Origin of the sequence: Chryseobacterium kimseyorum (assembly GCF_025971945.1) — a bacterium.
GTDB lineage: Bacteria > Bacteroidota > Bacteroidia > Flavobacteriales > Weeksellaceae > Chryseobacterium > Chryseobacterium kimseyorum.
This window is the reverse complement of sequence record NZ_JAPDHW010000019.1, coordinates 1-19,086: the sequence shown is the minus strand read 5'-3', so window position 1 is coordinate 19,086 and position 19,086 is coordinate 1. Positions and strand designations below refer to the sequence as shown.

16 protein-coding genes and 1 rRNA gene are annotated in these 19,086 nt (G+C 36.3%); 9 read left to right on the top strand and 8 right to left on the bottom strand.

Going from position 1 to position 19,086, the window contains the following annotated elements; all coding sequences use genetic code 11:
- Positions 1 to 444 precede the first annotated feature (444 nt).
- The 3 genes from OMO38_RS18030 (at position 445) to OMO38_RS18020 (ending at position 3,241) form a co-directional block, all read left to right on the top strand.
- Entirely contained in the window at positions 445 to 957 is a 513-nt protein-coding gene (locus tag OMO38_RS18030; protein ID WP_047447374.1) for a YceI family protein, read from the top strand.
- A gap of 75 nt (positions 958 to 1,032) precedes the next feature.
- Positions 1,033 to 1,860: a 4,5-DOPA-extradiol-dioxygenase gene (gene ygiD, locus OMO38_RS18025; protein WP_264751576.1), complete on the top strand. Its 828-nt coding sequence runs from the start codon at positions 1,033 to 1,035 to the stop codon at positions 1,858 to 1,860.
- A gap of 211 nt (positions 1,861 to 2,071) precedes the next feature.
- Positions 2,072 to 3,241 carry a carboxypeptidase-like regulatory domain-containing protein gene (locus OMO38_RS18020; protein WP_264751575.1) on the top strand — a complete coding sequence of 390 codons (1,170 nt, stop codon included), beginning with the start codon at positions 2,072 to 2,074 and terminating at the stop codon, positions 3,239 to 3,241.
- Between the two features lie 61 nt (positions 3,242 to 3,302).
- Here OMO38_RS18020 and OMO38_RS18015 read toward each other — a convergent pair whose 3' ends face one another.
- Both OMO38_RS18015 and hutH read right to left on the bottom strand, forming a co-directional pair.
- Positions 3,303 to 4,805 carry a S8/S53 family peptidase gene (locus tag OMO38_RS18015; RefSeq protein ID WP_264751574.1) on the bottom strand — a complete coding sequence of 501 codons (1,503 nt, stop codon included), beginning with the start codon at positions 4,803 to 4,805 and terminating at the stop codon, positions 3,303 to 3,305.
- Positions 4,806 to 5,017: 212 nt separating this feature from the next.
- A complete protein-coding gene (gene hutH / locus OMO38_RS18010; RefSeq protein WP_264751573.1) occupies positions 5,018 to 6,508 on the bottom strand; it encodes a histidine ammonia-lyase in 1,491 nt (496 codons plus the stop codon).
- A 126-nt stretch (positions 6,509 to 6,634) separates the two neighbouring features.
- On the opposite strand from hutH, the gene OMO38_RS18005 reads away from it, so the two are divergent.
- Positions 6,635 to 7,396 (top strand): hypothetical protein, encoded by a 762-nt coding sequence (locus OMO38_RS18005; protein ID WP_264751572.1) that lies wholly within the window; start codon positions 6,635 to 6,637, stop codon positions 7,394 to 7,396.
- Between the two features lie 95 nt (positions 7,397 to 7,491).
- Complete coding sequence (uvrC, locus tag OMO38_RS18000; RefSeq protein ID WP_264751571.1) at positions 7,492 to 9,285, top strand: excinuclease ABC subunit UvrC; 1,794 nt, start codon at positions 7,492 to 7,494, stop codon at positions 9,283 to 9,285.
- Between the two features lie 60 nt (positions 9,286 to 9,345).
- Here the strand turns inward: uvrC and OMO38_RS17995 are convergent, their stop codons facing one another.
- Both OMO38_RS17995 and OMO38_RS17990 read right to left on the bottom strand, forming a co-directional pair.
- Positions 9,346 to 10,176 (bottom strand): anti-sigma factor, encoded by an 831-nt coding sequence (locus OMO38_RS17995; protein WP_264751570.1) that lies wholly within the window; start codon positions 10,174 to 10,176, stop codon positions 9,346 to 9,348.
- Between the two features lie 2 nt (positions 10,177 to 10,178).
- Complete coding sequence (locus tag OMO38_RS17990) at positions 10,179 to 10,745, bottom strand: RNA polymerase sigma factor (protein ID WP_264751569.1); 567 nt, start codon at positions 10,743 to 10,745, stop codon at positions 10,179 to 10,181.
- Between the two features lie 137 nt (positions 10,746 to 10,882).
- On the opposite strand from OMO38_RS17990, the gene msrB reads away from it, so the two are divergent.
- Complete coding sequence (msrB, locus tag OMO38_RS17985) at positions 10,883 to 11,368, top strand: peptide-methionine (R)-S-oxide reductase MsrB (protein WP_264751607.1); 486 nt, start codon at positions 10,883 to 10,885, stop codon at positions 11,366 to 11,368.
- Positions 11,369 to 11,499: 131 nt separating this feature from the next.
- Positions 11,500 to 12,069: a fasciclin domain-containing protein gene (locus OMO38_RS17980; RefSeq protein WP_264751568.1), complete on the top strand. Its 570-nt coding sequence runs from the start codon at positions 11,500 to 11,502 to the stop codon at positions 12,067 to 12,069.
- 63 nt (positions 12,070 to 12,132) lie between these two features.
- On the opposite strand, the gene OMO38_RS17975 is transcribed toward OMO38_RS17980, so the two are convergent.
- From OMO38_RS17975 to OMO38_RS17965, 3 genes are all read right to left on the bottom strand, one after another.
- Positions 12,133 to 12,894, bottom strand: coding sequence for a hypothetical protein (locus OMO38_RS17975; RefSeq protein ID WP_264751567.1), 762 nt, complete (start codon positions 12,892 to 12,894; stop codon positions 12,133 to 12,135).
- Positions 12,895 to 12,990: 96 nt separating this feature from the next.
- Positions 12,991 to 14,073 carry a putative type IX sorting system protein PorV2 gene (locus tag OMO38_RS17970; RefSeq protein WP_264751566.1) on the bottom strand — a complete coding sequence of 361 codons (1,083 nt, stop codon included), beginning with the start codon at positions 14,071 to 14,073 and terminating at the stop codon, positions 12,991 to 12,993.
- An 11-nt stretch (positions 14,074 to 14,084) separates the two neighbouring features.
- On the bottom strand, positions 14,085 to 14,963 hold the full coding sequence (locus tag OMO38_RS17965) for a DMT family transporter (protein WP_264751565.1): 879 nt from the start codon (positions 14,961 to 14,963) through the stop codon (positions 14,085 to 14,087).
- A 390-nt stretch (positions 14,964 to 15,353) separates the two neighbouring features.
- Between OMO38_RS17965 and OMO38_RS17960 the strand changes: the two genes are divergently transcribed.
- Together OMO38_RS17960 and OMO38_RS17955 are read left to right on the top strand one after the other, a co-directional pair.
- Complete coding sequence (locus OMO38_RS17960) at positions 15,354 to 16,982, top strand: acyl-CoA carboxylase subunit beta (RefSeq protein WP_264751564.1); 1,629 nt, start codon at positions 15,354 to 15,356, stop codon at positions 16,980 to 16,982.
- A 186-nt stretch (positions 16,983 to 17,168) separates the two neighbouring features.
- On the top strand, positions 17,169 to 17,642 hold the full coding sequence (locus OMO38_RS17955; RefSeq protein ID WP_264751563.1) for a VanZ family protein: 474 nt from the start codon (positions 17,169 to 17,171) through the stop codon (positions 17,640 to 17,642).
- A 1,328-nt stretch (positions 17,643 to 18,970) separates the two neighbouring features.
- Here the strand turns inward: OMO38_RS17955 and rrf are convergent.
- A 5S ribosomal RNA gene (gene rrf / locus OMO38_RS17950) occupies positions 18,971 to 19,078 on the bottom strand.
- Between the last annotated feature and the right edge of the window lie 8 nt (positions 19,079 to 19,086).

Sequence of the window (19,086 nt, the reverse complement as noted above, 5' to 3'; positions counted from 1 at the left end):
TTTCACAAATGATCTTGAATTGTATAATCCATCAAATAAATTATCTGTTCCTAAAAATGACAAATCGTAGAATTCCCCTCCTCTGGAGGGGTGTCAAAAATTCTTTTAGAATTTTTGACGGGGTGGTTTTTAAAATGTATATCCTTAAAATAAATAGTCTACATCACTTAGAATAAAAATCTACAGACCACTACCCTAGCCACGATAGTAACGGTTACCCCACAGCAAGCGTTAGGGAAAAGCATCGGCGTGAGGAGTATGAGTGGATAGCGGGATCGAGCTCCTAAAAATTATAGTTGACGGCTAATCGAGGAGTGAAATATAGCACCTTTAAAAAATTCTTGCTAAATTTATGGTAACTAAGTTTTCTTATCCTAAATCAATGGATCGGATATGGTTCTTGCCCTAGATTTGCATTATAAATAACAATAAAAAATACATACAATGGCTACAAAATGGAATTTAGACCCAGCGCACAGTGAAATTACTTTTAAAGTAAAACACATGATGATCTCAAACATCAAAGGGAATTTCACCAACTTCACAGCAGAAATCGATGCTGAAGACGATACTTTTGCAAACGCAAAAACTACCGCTACCATTCAGACAGATTCTATCTCTACACACAATACAGACAGAGATAATCACCTGAAATCTGCAGAATTCTTCAATGTAGAAGCTAATCCTACAATTACTTTTGAATCTGATGCTTTGAATAATTCTGTTACAGGAAATCTTACTGTAAATGGTATTACAAAGCCGATTACTTTGGATGTTGAGTTCGGAGGAATCAATGTAGATCCATGGGGAAATACAAAAGCAGGTTTTTCTTTTGAAGGGAAAATCAACAGAAAAGAATTCGGACTGAACTGGAATGCAGCTCTTGAAGCAGGAGGTGTAATGGTAGGTGAAGATGTGAAAGTTGCAGGTGAACTGCAGTTTGTAAAGCAAGCATAGTAAATTAAATATAGTTTTTGAGATTCGGTGGTTTGCTATAATCACCGAATCTTTTTATTTAAAAATATACAGGTCATGCAACTTAACGACTTACAAAATATCAGCGATCAGTTTAAAACTACTCAGAAAATGCCGGTTCTCTTTCTCGGTCACGGCTCGCCCATGAATGCGATTGAGGAAAATCAGTTTGTTCAGGGATTTAGAAATGTGGCGAAGGAAATTCCGAAGCCGAATGCAATTCTGTGTATTTCTGCACATTGGTTTACACAAGGAACAAAGGTCACCGCGATGGATATGCCCAAAACGATTCATGATTTTGGTGGTTTTCCACAAGCTTTGTTTGATGTACAATATCCAGCTCCCGGAAATCCCGAACTGGCAAAGGAAACAGCAGAACTTTTAGCTCCCGTTTTCGTAGAAGAAGATCACAACTGGGGTTTAGATCACGGCGCCTGGTCGGTGATTAAACACATGTATCCGAATGCAGACATTCCTGTTATTCAGATGAGTATTGATTATACAAAACCACCGCAGTATCATTTTGATTTGGCTAAAAGATTGGAAAAACTGAGAGAAAAAGGAATTTTAATTATCGGAAGCGGAAACATCGTTCACAACCTTAGAATGGTCGACTGGAAAAACATTAACACCGTCGGCGCCGGCTGGGATTGGGCTATTGAAGCGAGAGAAAAAACCAACAACTGGCTTATAGACGGAAATTTCCAAAATCTTATTGATTATCAAAAGCAGGGACTTTCTTTACAATATGCAATCCCAACGCCTGATCATTATCTGCCGCTGATTTATTCTTTAGGTTTAAAAAACAGTTCTGAGGATCTGGTTTTATTTAATGATGATTTAATTGCTGGATCATTGAGTATGACGAGTGTAAGGATTGGATAGGTTAAATGTATTTTGATAATCCCTGCTCATCTGAATACTTAATTTTAACGCAAAATGCGCAAATATTTTTTGACAGCTGACTGCTTTTAAAGTACACCAAGGCGTTTCGCTTATAAAAGCTCACTAAGTTTTTAACTATTTACACTTACAACAAGTAGAATTTATTTCACCCTCTTTTTTTATCACTATAAATTTAGTAATATTGTTTACCATGAAAAAAGCAATACTACTTTTATTGATGATTCTGCCGTTTTACCTTTCATTAGCTCAGACCATTAAAGGAAAAGTGGTGAATGATATTGAGAAACCGATTTCAAATGTCAACATTTATCTCGACGGAACGAAGACCGGAACAATTTCGGGGGCAGACGGAAGTTTTACGCTTCAACTGCCTTCTATGAATAACAACAGCTTGGTTTTTCAGAAGGATGATTACGAAACATTTACCATCAGCACTTCGGAAGTTTTGAATAAGACCTTGAAGGTGGTTTTAATTAAAGCCAAAGAAATTGAGGAAGTAAGAATCGTTCCTTACACAGAAGCAGCTTACAAAAATTATATTAACTTTTTTCTGGATTCTTTTATAGGCTACGATAAGGAGAATGTAAGAATCAAAAATCAACGTTCACTGAAATTCTCTTATGATAAAGAAAATAAAATTTTAAAAGTAAAAGCTCCGCAGACTTTAATTATTGAAAATAAAAATTTAGGCTATACGATTGATTATAATTTAGAAGAATTTTCAGCTAATTTTGATGAAAACACTACGCGATTTATGGGAACCAGTTTTTTCAAGGAAACAAAAGCCAATGATAAAGTGAAACTGAACAGAATGAATGCTTATGATGGCAGTCAGGTTCATTTTTTCAGAAGTGTGTATGAGAGCAAGGTTGCAGGTGAAGGCTTTATTGTCAATCAGATTACCAAGTTTCCAAACTCAAAATATCCCACGGAAGAAGAGCTGCAGAGGCTTAGAGATTTTGCGAAGACCCTGAAATTAAAAGGAACAATCAATGTTCCTGATGACATTCTGGACATTGGAGCCAGAAAAAGAAACGAGCCGCCGTACAAAATAGCGGTGACCAAAACTCAGATTCCCGAGTCAGATTACACCAAAAAGAAAGACGGCAAATTATTTTTGGATTATGAATTTATGATGCAGATTAATTTTAAAAGGTATTTTTACGAATTAAAAAAGGGGCAGTTTGTGAAGGCAGAGATTCCTATTATTCAGACATCATTTCTTCATCCCGAAGGTGATGTTTTTGAAATTTATCGTGATGGTAACACTTCAAATCCAGGAATGCTGACGAATCAGGGAGAATTTGCTAAAGATAAAATTGAAAAATTACTTCCGCTGGATTACAATCTCGGTGACTAATAGACTAAAAGCGAAAAGCTTCCAAACTGGAAGCTTTCATTATTTGAATAGAACATTTAGATCACTGTACCGCCTGCAGAACGTTGATATTTCCATAGCCATAATCTGCATTTTTAGTAGGATAATATGTGGAAGACTGTCTCATTTTAGCTAAAACCTGATCTCTCGTCCATGAAGGATTTTTTGACCAGACCAACGCTGCAATTCCTGCTGTGGATGCTGTGGCAACCGAAGAACCTCCTACGTAATCGGTCTGCGCATTGTAATAACTCAACACCGGAATATTATTTCCAGACGCTCTTTCCATCTGGTAAGTGAAATCTATCTCCGCTCCCGAGTGGCAGACATCACATTTTTGGTTAGAAGTATTTTCTTTCACTCCTGTGATTGCCTGTGTTTCAGCCATCCATGCAGGGAAAATAACACCAACGAAAGTAGTAAAACTTGTAGATGTTCCCCCTGCGCAGAAAATTAATTTTCCTTTTGAGTACGCATATTTTACACCGTCTTCAATCTTTCCGACTGAAAAAATATGTCCCATCGACATTGAGATAATCTTTACCGAAGTATTATTAGCCAATGCCGTGAATGCTAATTTTACACCTTCCTGCTCGTGATAACCGTCTAAAACTACATTTGAAGCAGCCCGGTAAGAAACAAGGTTTGCATTATACGCCACACCAACCGGCTGTCCCAAACTGTTTCTCGGAGCCGCCATCGCAGAAGCCATGCTCGTTCCATGGCCACATTTGTCGTCAGCACCATCGAAGCCTGAACTCCATGGCCATACAGAATCTACATACACACCGTTTTTGCTGATTGTCCGTCCCGAAGAAGAACCATTATTAAAACTGCCACTCAACAAAGTTTGATTGAAAGAAACTCCTGAATCAATTAATCCGATGGTAATTCCGGCTCCGGTGCTGTAATTCCATGCGCTGGTAATATTATGCTTCGCAAATGACCATGGTGCTTTTGCATTGGGTGAAACTGTTGTGTAGTCTGCAGAATTTAAAACAGTTGACTCTAATCCGCAACCAGATGAGCTTCCGCTTGATTTTGCGATACCTCCTATTTTGTTTTCATTCTCAAAATAATGGTAATCTGCAGGTTCAAAATAGCGGATAGATTTTAATTTACGTAGCGCAATCACCGTTTCCTGCTTCTCAATGTAAACATCGATTTGGTTCAGATATTGATCCGAAGCCATAAGAACTCTGTCTTTTTTACCTTCGTATTTGGAGATTACTTCAAGAATTTCACTTTGTAAAGCTTCGGAATTAGCAGATTGGCTTCTGTCGAAATCGTCTTTCGAATCTCCAAACCCGATGGATGCGATTTTATTCCCACGAACAATTCCACTCCATAAAAAATAGGAAGAAGATTCGTTCCAGGAAAATCTGCCTTTAGATTTTGTTGTTTCGTTGATTTGATCATTAATCTGTCTCGTTGTAAGCGGATCTGTCTGTACGATTTCGCTTTCAATTGCAGATGTCTGCAGATCGTCATTGCTGCATGAACTCAAAGCGAATGCGGTGAGTAATAAGAATACACATTTTTTCATAGTAAAAATTTTGTTTGGTCGAACCAAATTAAGATTTTCTACTGAATTACAGATACTTGATCACTAAATTTAATACTAAGTGCATAGAAATTTTATGCTTACCGTTAAACGAAAGAGTTTCCATTTCTTATGAATGACAAGATTTACTCTTCACTACAAACAAAAAAGAAGCTTCCAGGGTGGAAGCTTCTTTTTTGTTTGAATTATTTATTTTAAAAATTAACTACAAATTTTCTCTCATTAATCAATTCAGCAATCGCCAGCATATCTTTTCCGATCAGTCTGTCATCTTCAAGCTTTGCTACTTTTGAACGGATAATTGCATGGTTTTCCTCGATGATTTTTGAACATTTGGCAGGTCTTCTAAATTCTAATCCCTGTGCTGCAAACATCAGTTCTACCGCTAAAATATTAACTAAATTTCCTAAAACCTGATTAAATTTCCTACCCGAAATACTTCCCATAGAAACATGATCTTCCTGACCTAAACTTGTTGGAATAGAATCTGCCGATGCCGGGAAACAAAGCGTTTTATTCTCCGTTACCAAGGCCGCAGAAGTATATTGCGGGATCATAAATCCTGAATTTAAACCTGAACTTTCGGTTAACAATCTCGGTAGACCATATTTTCCTTCCAATAAAAGATAACTTCTTCTGTCTGAGATATTTCCCAATTCAGCTGCCGCCAAGGTTGCATAATCCAACGGCATCGCCAACAACTGTCCGTGGAAGTTTCCGCCAGAAATAGATTCTTCAGCACTTAACACGATTGGATTATCGGTTACAGAATTCAATTCCGTTTCTGTCAACATTTTCAAGTGTTCGAAAGCATTTCTGCTTGCACCGTGAACCTGCGGAACGCATCTCATAGAATACGGATCCTGTACTCTGTCGCAATATTCGTGAGATTTCAGATTATCTGAATTCTTTAAAAACTTCAGCATTCTTGCTGCCACTTTTTTACTTCCTTCAAACGGTCTGATGTCATGAAGTTCTTTTTTAAACGGACTTGCCGAACCTCTGTACGCTTCAAGACTCATAGCAGCCGTCAGATCTGCCAGATCCAAAAGATATTCAAATTTTTCTAAACCTTTGATGGCATGGGCCAGAATAAACTGTGTTCCGTTGATCAGTCCCAAGCCTTCTTTCGGACCTAAAACCAAGGGCTCAAGATTATTTATTTCAAGAATTTCGGCCGTTTCGAAAATTTCGTTTCCTACCCAAACCTGACCTAATCCTAAAAGCGGTAAAACTAAGTGTGAAAGCGGTGCCAGATCTCCAGAAGCTCCTACAGAACCCTGCTCCGGAACAACAGGAATAATGTCTTTTTCGAGCATTAAAATAAATCTTTCAATCACTTCCAGAGAAACTCCCGAATAACCTTTCGACAACGCATGAACCTTTGCAATCATCATGATTTTCGAAAATTCTTTATCAATGGGTTTACCAACGCCCACCGCGTGAGAAATAATTAAATTATACTGCAGCTGCGCTGTTTCGTCAGCAGAGATTTTAGTATCACAAAGAGGCCCAAACCCTGTGTTAATCCCATACACACAACGATCTGACTCTACAATTTTCTTTACATTATCCTGAGATTTTAGAATCTGCTCCTTAGCAGTTGTATTTAATTTGGCTTTATTTGGGGTTTTACAGATTTCCAAAACATCATGGAAACTCAAAACGTCTACTCCGTATATCATTTCAAAAAATTTGCTTAAAAATACACATTTTGAGGAGAACTGAAAACGCGATATTTCATCTTAAAATATTTCAGTCAGAAGCCATTTAATTTACTATTTTTATGGACTTAATTAAAACTAATCTATATGAAATTCAAAGCTTTATTATTGGCACTTTCGGTGACGGGTGCGTTTACATTCGCTCAGGAAAAAGTAAAATTCTCTAAAGAGCAAATTAAAAAAATGGAACAGTATCTTTTCAACGAAGGATTTCCAGGACCATCCACAAAGAAAATATCAACCATCATTCTCAAAGACGGAACGGTAAACAAAGGTTTTTGCAACGATATCGAAACCAAAAAAGGACAGATCTACGAGATCTCCATTAAGGACAGCGCAACCAAAAAACAAATGGTTTTCAACGCAGACAATGTAAGCGAAATGTACATTTATCCATCTAAACTGGCAAAAGTTTTAAAAGTTGGAAAGTACATGAGCAACATAAGAAGCATGAGCACAAAAAAACTGAGTAAAAATACGACCAGCGAAAATATTCAGTTTGTGAACCAGACCGTTTCATTAAAAAACAAGAAGGATGACAAAGAATTCCTGATGCAGTTAATCAATCCTGAGTTCAGCGATGTGATTGCCGTATATCACGATCCGCGGGCGAAGGAAACCAATGGAGTTTCGTTTGGCGGACCACAGTTAGGTGGAGGAGTGATTAAATCGTATTATGTGAAAAAAGGTGACAAAGTAATGTGGCTTCACAAAGATGATTTTGAAGATAACTACGATTTCTTATTTGGTGACAATGCTGAATTTATGAAAAAATATCCTAAAAAATCTGTAGAATGGGATTACTTTAGCTTTTTGGTGAATGAATATACTGAGATGACAAACGGATAATAAATTTCCAACTATTTCAGATCAACTCCTGCGCAGAATTCATGTAAAAGATGCTCAGGAGTTTTTTTGTGCTTTAAAATTCTTAATTTTGCTTTATGAATCCTTCTTTAGAATTACAGCTTAAAACTTTACCATCAGAACCCGGCGTGTATCGTTATTACGATAAGAACGACAATTTGCTGTATGTAGGAAAGGCAAAGCATTTAAAGAAAAGAGTTCTCTCCTATTTTAATAAAAATCTTCCCGGATATCGAATTAAGATCATGGTAGGAAAGATTCACCGCCTGGAAACTACTATCGTCAACAGCGAATACGACGCACTTTTATTAGAGAACAATCTGATAAAAGAACATCAGCCTGTTTACAATGTGATGTTGAAGGATGACAAAACTTATCCCTGGATTTGTATTAAAAATGAAGATTTCCCGAGAATATTTTTAACGAGAACAAAAATAAAAGACGGTTCAGAATATTACGGTCCTTATGCGAAAGTGCGTCCCGCAAAGATTCTTTTGGATACCATCAAACATATTTATAAACTGAGAACCTGTAATCTCAATTTAGCACCGAGTAAAATTGATGACGGCAAATATAAAGTCTGTCTCGAATTTCATATTAAAAACTGTGAAGGTCCCTGTGAAGGTTTGGAAAGCAAAGAAGAATATGATGAAAAAATTGATGCGATAAGAGGAATTATTAAAGGTGATTTCCAGACGGCGAAAAAATATCTGATCAGTCAAATGATGAAGTATGCCGAGAATCTTCAGTTTGAAAATGCACAGACCATTAAAGAGAGATTAGACATTCTCGAAAATTATCAGGTCAAACATACCGTCGTAAATCCGAATATTGATGATGTTGATGTTTTCGGAATGACGAGTGACGAAACGGCTGCTTATGTGAATTATTTCAAAATCAGAAACGGAAATATTATCCAAAGCTTCACTACTGAGATCAAGAAAATCATTGAAGAAAGTGACGAAGATATTTTGGAAGAAGCTTTAATTGAAATCCGTCAGAAATTTGAATCAAATTCAAAAGAGGTGCTTATCCCCTTTCATTTGACATTAGAAATTCCGAACGTAAAACTGATTGTTCCTAAAGTTGGTGACAAAAAACGGATCGTAGAACTTTCAGAAAAAAATGCCAAGGAATACAGAATCGAGAAACTTAAACAGGTACAGATTGTAGATCCCGAAAGACATTCCAACAGAATCATGGCAGAAATGCAGAAACTCCTGAGAATGCCTGTAGAACCGCGCCACATTGAAGGATTTGATAACTCGAATATTCAGGGAACCAATCCGGTATCAGCATGTGTTGTTTTTAAAGACGGAAAGCCAAGCAAAGCCGATTATCGAATTTTTCATCCTAAAACTGTCGTGGGTCCTGATGATTTTAAAACGATGGAAGAGGTTATTTTCCGCCGATATAAAAGAATGCTTGAAGAAGGCGAAAGCTTACCACAGCTTATTCTGATTGACGGTGGAAAAGGACAGCTGTCATCCGCTATTAAAAGTTTAAAACTTTTGGGTCTGTATGGCAAAATAACCATCGTCGGTATTGCCAAAAGACTGGAAGAAATTTTCTTTCCCGAAGATCCCATTCCTTTGTATCTTGATAAAAAATCTGAAACATTAAAAGTTCTTCAGAGAGTGCGGGATGAAGCGCACCGTTTCGGAGTAAGACATCACAGAACCCGAAGAACCAATTCAACCATAAAATCTGAGCTGGAAGAAATCCCCGGCGTTGGTGATAAAACAATTGGAATGCTCTTATCGAAATTAAAATCTGTAAAGAGAATTAAAGAAGCAAATCTGGAAACTTTAGAAGAAATTTTAGGGAAAAGTAAAGGGAAGATCGTTTTTGATTTTTTCAACACTCCATAAAAACAAAATCAGCTCAAAAATTTGAGCTGATTTTTTATATCAATTATATGGAGACTACTTTTAAACGCCACCCATTACATACATATTTTCCATAGTCGGAGCTTCACTTCCACCTTTTTTCTCAAGCGTAATAGCAAATGCCTGTGCATTTGGAATATTCGCCAAAGCAATTCTACCATCTTTATCTTCAGAATACATTCCTGCACTTACCGGTTTACCGTCTGCAATTGCCCACAATTGGTACTCCATTCCTTCCGGCGCTTTAGGGAGACTGTTTACATTTAAGTAAACGTCTTTAGAATTGGTATCCCACAAAACAGTTGCTTTAGATTCAGGATGTTTGTCCACTCCTGCCAAAACTACTTTTTTCATATCAGGATTTGCGGCAATATCTAACTTCTGCTGCATAGTCTGCATGGCAAGATTTTTAGACTTCGTTTCGCTTTCCAGTTTAACTATCTGATCGTTGATTTTAGCCTGGCTATTCATCCAGTATAGATTGGCACCAATACTTACTAAAAACAACACAGAAGCTGCTATAGCAAAGTTTTTCCAGCCACCGCCACTACTCTTTTCGGTCTCAATTTCCTTTAACTCCTTCTTCTCTTCAAAGATCTCTTCGTTGTTTTGAATAGGAATAACTGGTGTATCATCTGCAGTTTTCTGTTCTTGCTGTATTTTAGCCCAGATTTTTGATTTTAAATCATTGGGTGGGGTCACTGCCTGCGCATTGGCAAGCATCTCAAAAGTCTTCTGTGCTTCTTCAAAAGCTTCTCTTACTTCATCGCTGTTCTTCATCACACACTCCAAAATACCTGCTTCCTCGGGAGAAGCTTGGCCTAGAATGTATGATTCTAGAATTCCGGATGATATGTATTCTTTATTATTCAATTTTATTGATAATCTTTTAATAAATCTTTTAGTTTCATTAATGCATTACGCATCTTCGTTTTTACAGTGCCCAAGGGCATGTTCAGTTTTTCTGATATCTCACTCTGCGTGTATCCCTGATAATAGGCAAGATTTATAAGCTCCTGCTTATCAGACTCCAAAGTCTCGAGCACATTGCTAAAGCCAATAAAATCTGAATTATTAGTCGTTGAAAGTTCCGCATTGTTATATACGAAATCAGGTAGTGATTGGTTTTTTAGTTCGTTTTGAAAACTTTTAGATTTTAAATAATCAATTGCTGTATTTCTTGCGATATTGATCATCCATGTATAAAACCTTCCCTTTGCAGTATCGTATTGATGAATAGAATTCCAGATTTTCATAAAAACATCCTGAATTATTTCTTCAGTATATTCTTTTGACTGCACAATTCGAAGAATCACCCCATATAATGCACCAGAATAATGGTCATATAAGTGGTGAAAACCTGATTCGCTCTTTTCTCTGAGCAAAGCAATAAGTTCGTCCTCTGAATAGTTAGTTTTAATATTGAATATTTTACTTACCAAATTTAACAAAATAAAACGGACATCCGCAAAAATCTTTCAAAAATTTTATCTCGTATATATCATCATAAACAGTTATTATAAATTTATATAAAATGAAAAATACGATCACTAAACTATTTTCAGTACTTCTACTGATAATGATGTTAGGAAATATTGCAGCACAGACCGGAAACTTTAAAGCAAAGAACCCCTACTACTCTAAAACGGCAACGACACCTTTGAAAGTCAGCAATGCTGAATGGAAAAAAATTTTAAAACCTGAATTGTATCAGGTAGCAAGAGAAGGAGCCACTGAAATGGCATTCACCGGAAAATATTATGAATTTGATGTAAAAGGTACATATTACTGCGCGGTCTGCGGAAATGCACTGTTTCTTTCAACTTCAAAATTTGCAACCACCTGTGGATGGCCATCTTTCTACGAACCGTTGAGAAAAGACGGGGTAAAATATAAAAAAGACAGTTCCCATAACATGGAACGTACAGAAGTACTGTGCGGAAGATGCGATTCTCATTTGGGACATATTTTCGATGACGGACCCAAACCTACCGGGAAAAGATTTTGCATGAATTCGGTTTCATTGGAATTCGTACCCAATCAAAAAACCAAGAAACAAAATTAATCAACTGATTTTCAGTTAAATAAAATAAATTCTCTAGAATCTTAAAACTAAAACCAGGAGACTGTCGTAGATACCAATAACAGACAAAGAAACTTACAACTCAAATAATAATAATTTAAAAAATCAAAAAAATGAATACAAGATCAAAATTCGCAGCACTAGGAATGGTTGCATTATCATTCGCATTAAGTGGAAATGTGGCTGCACAGAAAATGAAAGAAAAGACGGTAATGGTTGGCGGAGCTGCAATGTACCCATCAAAAAACATTGTTGAAAACGCAATGAATTCTAAAGACCACAAAACATTAGTTGCCGCAGTAAAAGCAGCAGGTTTGGTAGAAACTTTGCAAAGTGCAGGACCATTCACAGTATTCGCACCTACAGATGCAGCATTTGCAAAACTTCCTGCAGGAACTGTTGAAAATTTAGTTAAGCCTGAAAATAAAGAAATGCTTACCAAGATTTTAACTTACCACGTTCTTCCTGGAAAATACAGTTCTAAACAGGTTTGGGCTGCAGTGAAAGCCGGAAATGGTAAAGCAATGATGAAAACGGTAGCAGGGGAAGAATTAACATTCTGGACAAAAGGTAATGACCTATATGTAACCGACGCAAAAGGTAACAAAGCAAAAGTAACAATTGCTGATGTCAATCAGTCAAATGGAGTAATACATGTAATAGATACTGTTCTATTACCATAGTTTTAGTTTTTTATGGTTTATTTTAAGGAAGCCTTATCTGGTGACAGATAAGGCTTTTTTTATTTAATTTAAAATGAAAACTTCTTTCGAATAATCATCGTTGCCTTTTGGCATTTCAATCACGATGTTTGCATTTTCATAATATCCTATCGTTGATTCTCCTGATTTCAGTTTTACTTTAAAAGTATCTTTCTTACTTGTCGACTTGAATGTTGCAAACGGAACTGAGCCGTTGCTTTCTACTAAAATAAACTGACTGTCATCTATCTGTACTTTCTGTAAACTTACTTTTCCATTCGAATATTTTCCCGATTGCGACGGAGAGTTTGCCACAGTTTCGAGGGCAACTTCCCTTACCGGTTCGGAAGGCTGTACTTCCTGAACTACCGCTTCTGCCCGAACCGCCATTGCTTTCGGACTTGAAACAGGAACAGTTACCAAAGCCTGTTTTAAAGCATCCTGATAACCTTCTTCAAACTCTTTAATCGAAGTACTTCCTTTTTGACTTGCAACGACTTTACCGTTACAGTCTTTAAATTCCAAAACAATCTTATTTCTCAAAAACCCGCTGTCATTGATTACGTCGGCATTCAAAACACTACAAGGATTTGAATTGGCTTCCGCTGTCCATTGACTTCTGCTTCTCGAAACTACCACATATTGTTTTTGCTTAAGTGTTTTAGATAGCAAAACATCTAATTTATACTGTTCGCTTTTAAATCCGCTGAATTTTTCCGGTAATGCTATATATTTATAATCTGAAACTTTTTGCGCATACGAAATTGTAAAGCAAACGGCTGCGATTAATGTTGAAACTTTCTTCATTGTAATTAATTTAAAATAATTCTGAATTTATTATCCTTTTTAAAAATTCACCAAAATCAATACCCATTATTTTTAGAGCATATAATCTTATGTATTTTAATCATTTCTAAATTCTCCCATATCAAGCTTCAAAGAGAAAAAGTTGGAGAAGAAATTAGATCCGCCAATTCCTGAATTACTGATTGCATAATCTAACGTCAAACCTCTGTACCTGATTCCTAAACCAGCGCTCGGCTGAAATGAAACTTTTCTGCTTAAATCTTCAATATCCGTAATCGACTGAAATCTGTTGATCCCCACTCTCACAAAAATCATTTTCTGATAACCTAATTCAGCACCGGCATAAGGAGTAATACTTGCAAAATCTGTAGAAAGTAGTGCTGCCGTTTTAGCAAAATCTACATTGATCCCAGCTTCAGGTAGTACATATAAACTGCTGTTGATTTCAAAAAGCTTACTTGCTCCGGCATTCAGTTTAGGCATTGTCAATTCCATTTTATCTGTTGGTGCCGGGTTAAATTCTTCACCGTTGACCACTGCGGATAACTCGTTTTGATTAATGCTCCAGAAATTGACAGTCGTCGTTGCATCACGGAGGATTCCCCCAAACTTCCAGCCGTTATCCGCTTTATAGATTGCCCCTACATCAAAACCAAAACCGTAGCCGCTTGCAAATTTCCCCACATTTCTGTAAACAATTTTTGCGTTAACTCCGACATCCAGTTTAGGATTTCCACCAGGATGAAAAGCATAGGTAATAATACCCGCATAATCTGACTGTGAAAACTTGGTGATTTTATCATAATCAATATTTCCTTCCGTATCTATTAGCTGAGTGGTATTTAAAATATTATCAACTCCCAATCTTACGATTGAAACACCGAAAACACCTTCTTCCAAAACTTTTGCATATGCCAGATAATCATATTTCGCAATCGATTCAAAGTATTCTGCGTGCATTGCTGCTCCCTGCCAGTCTCTCGTAATACCGTTTAAACCTGCAGGGTTCCACATAGGTGAATACACGTCATCCTGATTAGAAATAACAGCTCCTCCCATTGCCAAACCTCTTGCTCCGGCACCGATATTTAAGAATTCATTGGAATATTTTCTGATAATTTGAGATTGTGAAAACCCAAATACAAGGGAAAATAGGAATAAAAGATATTTTTTCATCATGCAGTTGATGCTTAGTTAATTGTTTTCTGTTTCCTGGTTTTAATCAGAGCGTTCGCTACTATTGCTAAAATCATAACGAGTGAAGCCACATAAAATACTGGGCTCATGTGTTCTGATTCTCCAAAGATAAAAAAAGCTAGTATAATTCCGTAGACTGGTTCTAAATTTACTGTTAAAATTAATGTGAAGGGCGAAATGTATTTCATCAGCTTTACCGATTCCAGCATCGGGAATGCCGTGAAAACACTTGCCAACAACCATATTAACGACAAATCTCGGTAATTTATTTCATTCATTGAAAATATTTGACCGGATAATAAATAAAAGACAGCCAAAATCAACCAACCACTGAATATTTCGTAAAAAATAATGTTTCCCGGACTGGTTTTTCCAAACAGTTTTCCGTTAAAAACAGAAAAAATAGTCCCGAAAACAGCACAGAGAATTCCGAAGAAAATACCTTCTTTGTATTGAAATTCGGTTTTAAAAATCAAAAGAATACAGGCGACGATTACAATTCCCATGACAACTTCTGACACGTCAACTTTTCGTTTAAAAACAATCGGTTCCAGGATCGCGGCAAATAATGTTGACAGAGATAAACAGCTTAGTGCAATCGAAACATTAGAAACTTTAATAGAATAAAAGAAACAGAGCCAGTGCAGCGCCATAAAAAATCCTATAGCAGCAAGCTGCAAAAAAAGTTTTTTAGAAACTTTAATGCTTTCTTTTTTAAAAACCCTGATGAAGATGAATAAGAATATAGCCGCAAACAGCATTCTGTAGAAAACAAGAATTTGTGCGTTGGCAGTAATTAGTTTTCCTAAAATTGCAGTAAATCCCCACAAAAAAACGATCAAGTGCAATCTGAAAAGAGCTAATTTTTGCATGTCTATAATTATCAAATTTTTAACAGGCAAATTTACGAATACGTTTTAGTAAAACACCGAAATATTATTCGTTTAAATAAAATAATTTAAAACTTAATCTGACTAAAAATAACGCTATTAATGAGGCATAAAAAACCCTGAAAGTCTGTTAAACTTTCAGGGCCTTCAAATAATAAACTATTAAAAAAATAAACTAGGAACAGAGGATTTATAACGGAGTAATCAGCTCCTTTCCTCTTATGTAAAATTATAAAAAAAACAAACATAAAAAAACTTATCTGTGTTAAATATTTCATAATTTTATGATTTTCAATGCGTTGAATCATAAAAAATCATCATTTTATATAACTTGGAAAAGTAGTATCTTAGGCACATTAAAATAGAAATTTCATGGATATTGAATTCAACAAGCGAGAAGATCAAAACAAATTAAAATTATCTGAAATAAATCGTTTACTTTCTGAAATAAAAAAAGGCGGTGGAGAAAAGAGGTTACAAAAGCTTCGCGATGAAGGAAAAATGACGGCAAGAGAAAGAATAGAATATCTTCTTGATAAAGATTCAGATTCCATTGAAATTGGAGCTTTTGCAGGATACGAAATGTACGAGGAACACGGTGGCTGCCCAAGTGGTGGTGTTGTTGTGGTGATGGGTTATGTTTCAGGAAAGCAATGTTTAGTGGTTGCCAACGACGCCTCTGTAAAAGCTGGTGCATGGTTTCCGATTACCGGAAAGAAAAACCTCAGAGCACAGGAAATTGCGATGGAAAATAAACTTCCAATCATTTATCTTGTTGATTCAGCTGGAGTTTATCTTCCAATGCAGGACGAGATTTTTCCTGATAAAGAACATTTCGGCAGAATTTTTAGAAATAACGCTAAGATGAGTGCCATGGGAATTATTCAGATTTCTGCTGTCATGGGAAGCTGTGTTGCAGGAGGTGCATACCTGCCAATTATGAGTGACGAAGCAATGATTGTAGATAAAACAGGTTCTATTTTCCTGGCAGGAAGTTATCTGGTAAAAGCTGCTATTGGCGAAAGCATCGATAATGAAACTTTAGGCGGTGCAACAACGCACTGCTCAATTTCTGGAGTGACCGACTACAAAGCAAAGGATGATCAGGATGCTTTGAACAGAATTAAAAATATTATGAAATCCATCGGAAGCTATGAAAAAGCTGGCTTCGACAGAATTGAAAGCTTCCCACCAAAAGAAAAAATAGACAATATCTTCGGAATTATGCCGGTTTCACGCGCTGATCAATATGATACGTTGGAAATTATCAAATGTCTTGTCGATAATTCTGAGTTTGAAGAATATAAAGCTGACTATGGGAAAAGTATAATCTGTGCGACTGCAAGGGTCGACGGATGGTCTGTAGGAATTGTCGCCAATCAAAGAAAACTGGTAAAAAGCGGTAAAGGTGAAATGCAGTTTGGAGGTGTTATCTATTCTGACTCTGCCGATAAAGCCACTCGGTTTATCGCAAATTGTAACCAGAGAAAAATCCCATTGATATTTTTACAGGACGTTACAGGTTTCATGGTTGGTTCAAAATCAGAACACGGAGGAATCATTAAAGACGGTGCCAAAATGGTGAACGCCGTGGCCAATTCTATTGTACCTAAATTTACAATTATCACAGGAAATTCATACGGAGCCGGAAACTATGCGATGTGCGGAAAAGCATACGATCCAAGACTCATTGTTGCATGGCCTTGGGCAGATTTAGCGGTAATGGGCGGTTCTCAGGCTGCCAAGGTTCTAGCCCAAATTCAGGAGTCGACTTTGAAGAAACAGGGAAAAGAAATCACCGAAGAAGCTCACAAAGAAATTTTAGATTCAATTTCTAAAAAATACCAGAAGCAGACAGAAGCGACTTATGCAGCATCAAGATTATGGACAGATGCTATCATCAACCCGATTGATACCAGAAAATGGATCTCGATGGGAATAGAAGCTGCTGATCATTCTCCAATTACAGAAAAATTCAATTTAGGAGTTATTCAGGTCTGACTTCATTACATTATTCAATATCCAGCCTCATTTAAAAGATGAGGCTTTTTTATTATGTTAAATAATCCTAAACAATTATAAACTGTCTTAAAGCCATACGATAAGGGTAAGATTTTTGTTATTAAATAATACAAAACTAATAAGCACTTCAACCTCTTTTTAATTACTAATCCTAAAAGGAAACCTATGAAAAGATATTTTGCAGTATTTATTGCCCTATATACCATCGTTTTATTATACATGATGTTCTACGCTTCTGGAAGAGAACCTTCCGAAATATCGTATATTCAACATCAGCCATTCATTACAATACAACATTTCCTAAATGATAATAACATTGATAATCAAGCATTTATTATCAATATATTTGGAAACATCTTCCTTTTCAGTCCTTTTGGATGGCTGGGATTATGCATTAAAAAATTTAATCGATTTGTCCCGATAACTTTATTCTTCCTGATTGCCATCAGTATTATTGAATCAATCCAGTATTTGACCGGAAGAGGCGTTGCCGACGTTGACGACGTGTTCTTAAACACACTGGGGATGCTGATCGGTTTCGTGTTATTCAAATATGCAACCTGGAAAAATATTGCCAATATTAAATTTCATTTCGATCTACTTGACACTAAAAAGAAACAAGTTTCGACAGTGTCATAAAAAGTACTGATTGATCAGATGAACAATTATGTTAAATCATAATAAAAACTCAGCCTAAATTTTCAGGAGCTTTATCCAGCTCTCCACTATATCTTTTTTGTGCCCTTGCTTTTTGCCAAACAACAAAAAAGGATGCCGTTGCGATCTGGGCTAGGGAGGAGTGGTGGATAAAGAGAATCTGTCAGTACTAACTTCTTTTACTTCTGATGTTCGATGATTGATGATTGATGATTGATGATTGATGATTGATGATTGATGATTGATGATTATGCAAAAATAAATTTTGTGAAATAAATTAAATATTTTCAAGGATTTGTTTCTTTATTTTTGAAATTGATATGCTCAAAAACCCTTTTAGTATTAGATAAGGTGATATTGCCTAACAAATGAGATTTTAATAACCGCAGAGCGATGCACTGTTCGTAGAACGACAATTATCCTAATTGTTAATAGGAGCTCCGTAGGAGCGGCCTGTTCTAAGATGAGTGTTTGTAAAAGTACAATCTAAAGTAATAGAATTATTTATAGAACACGCATCGCAGAACTATCAAAATTTTTGAACAGGTTTATACAACACCACTAGATTCAACATACTAGATCTCAAAATCTATATGGATTGAAATTCTAACTAATTTCAGTTGATCTAATTTCAAACTATTGCTTGTGCAAACAACGTCTGTAGTATCATTTAAAATTAGTTTATCAAGGAATTCTTTGTTTACATTATGATCAGCAAAATAATAACCGCAGGGCGGTGCACTGTTCACAGAACTACAATTATCCTAATTGTTAACTTGAGCTCCGTAGGAGCGGCCTGTTCTAAGATGAGTGTTTGTAAAAGTACAATCGAAAGTAATAGAATTATTCATATAACACGCATCGCAGACCTATTAAAAATTAGTGAACAGGTTTATACGTTACCACTTAAATTTACCGTCTATCTCGTGAAGTCTATACCAACTCAATCCCAAACTAATTTTCCTCCACTCAATCAAAAATTTAGTCAAATGATTTTGTTTATCGATCATAGCTGCATTAATATTCACCTTTATTACCAAGCTTCGGAATGGTTAACCCAGAAATGTAATCATTAAATCCGGCTACTTAGCTGATGATCACCCAAGTATTGTACCAAGCAACGCGAACATTAAACACAAAACTCTAGACCCGAAACATCAATTAATTTCATACCACATACTTAGCTCTTTTTACTTTTTACCTTTTACTTTCCTTTTACCTTTTTACATTTACCTTTTTACTTTTTTACTTTCTCAAAGTATATCACAAAAAAAATCCTCAATCAAGTAAATGATTGAGGATTTAAAAAAAACTGGCGGCGACCTACTCTCCCGCTTTCGCAGTACCATCGGCGCTGGTGGGCTTAACTTCTGTGTTCGGAATGGGAACAGGTGAGCCCCACCGCTAAAACCACCCTAAAGGCTGT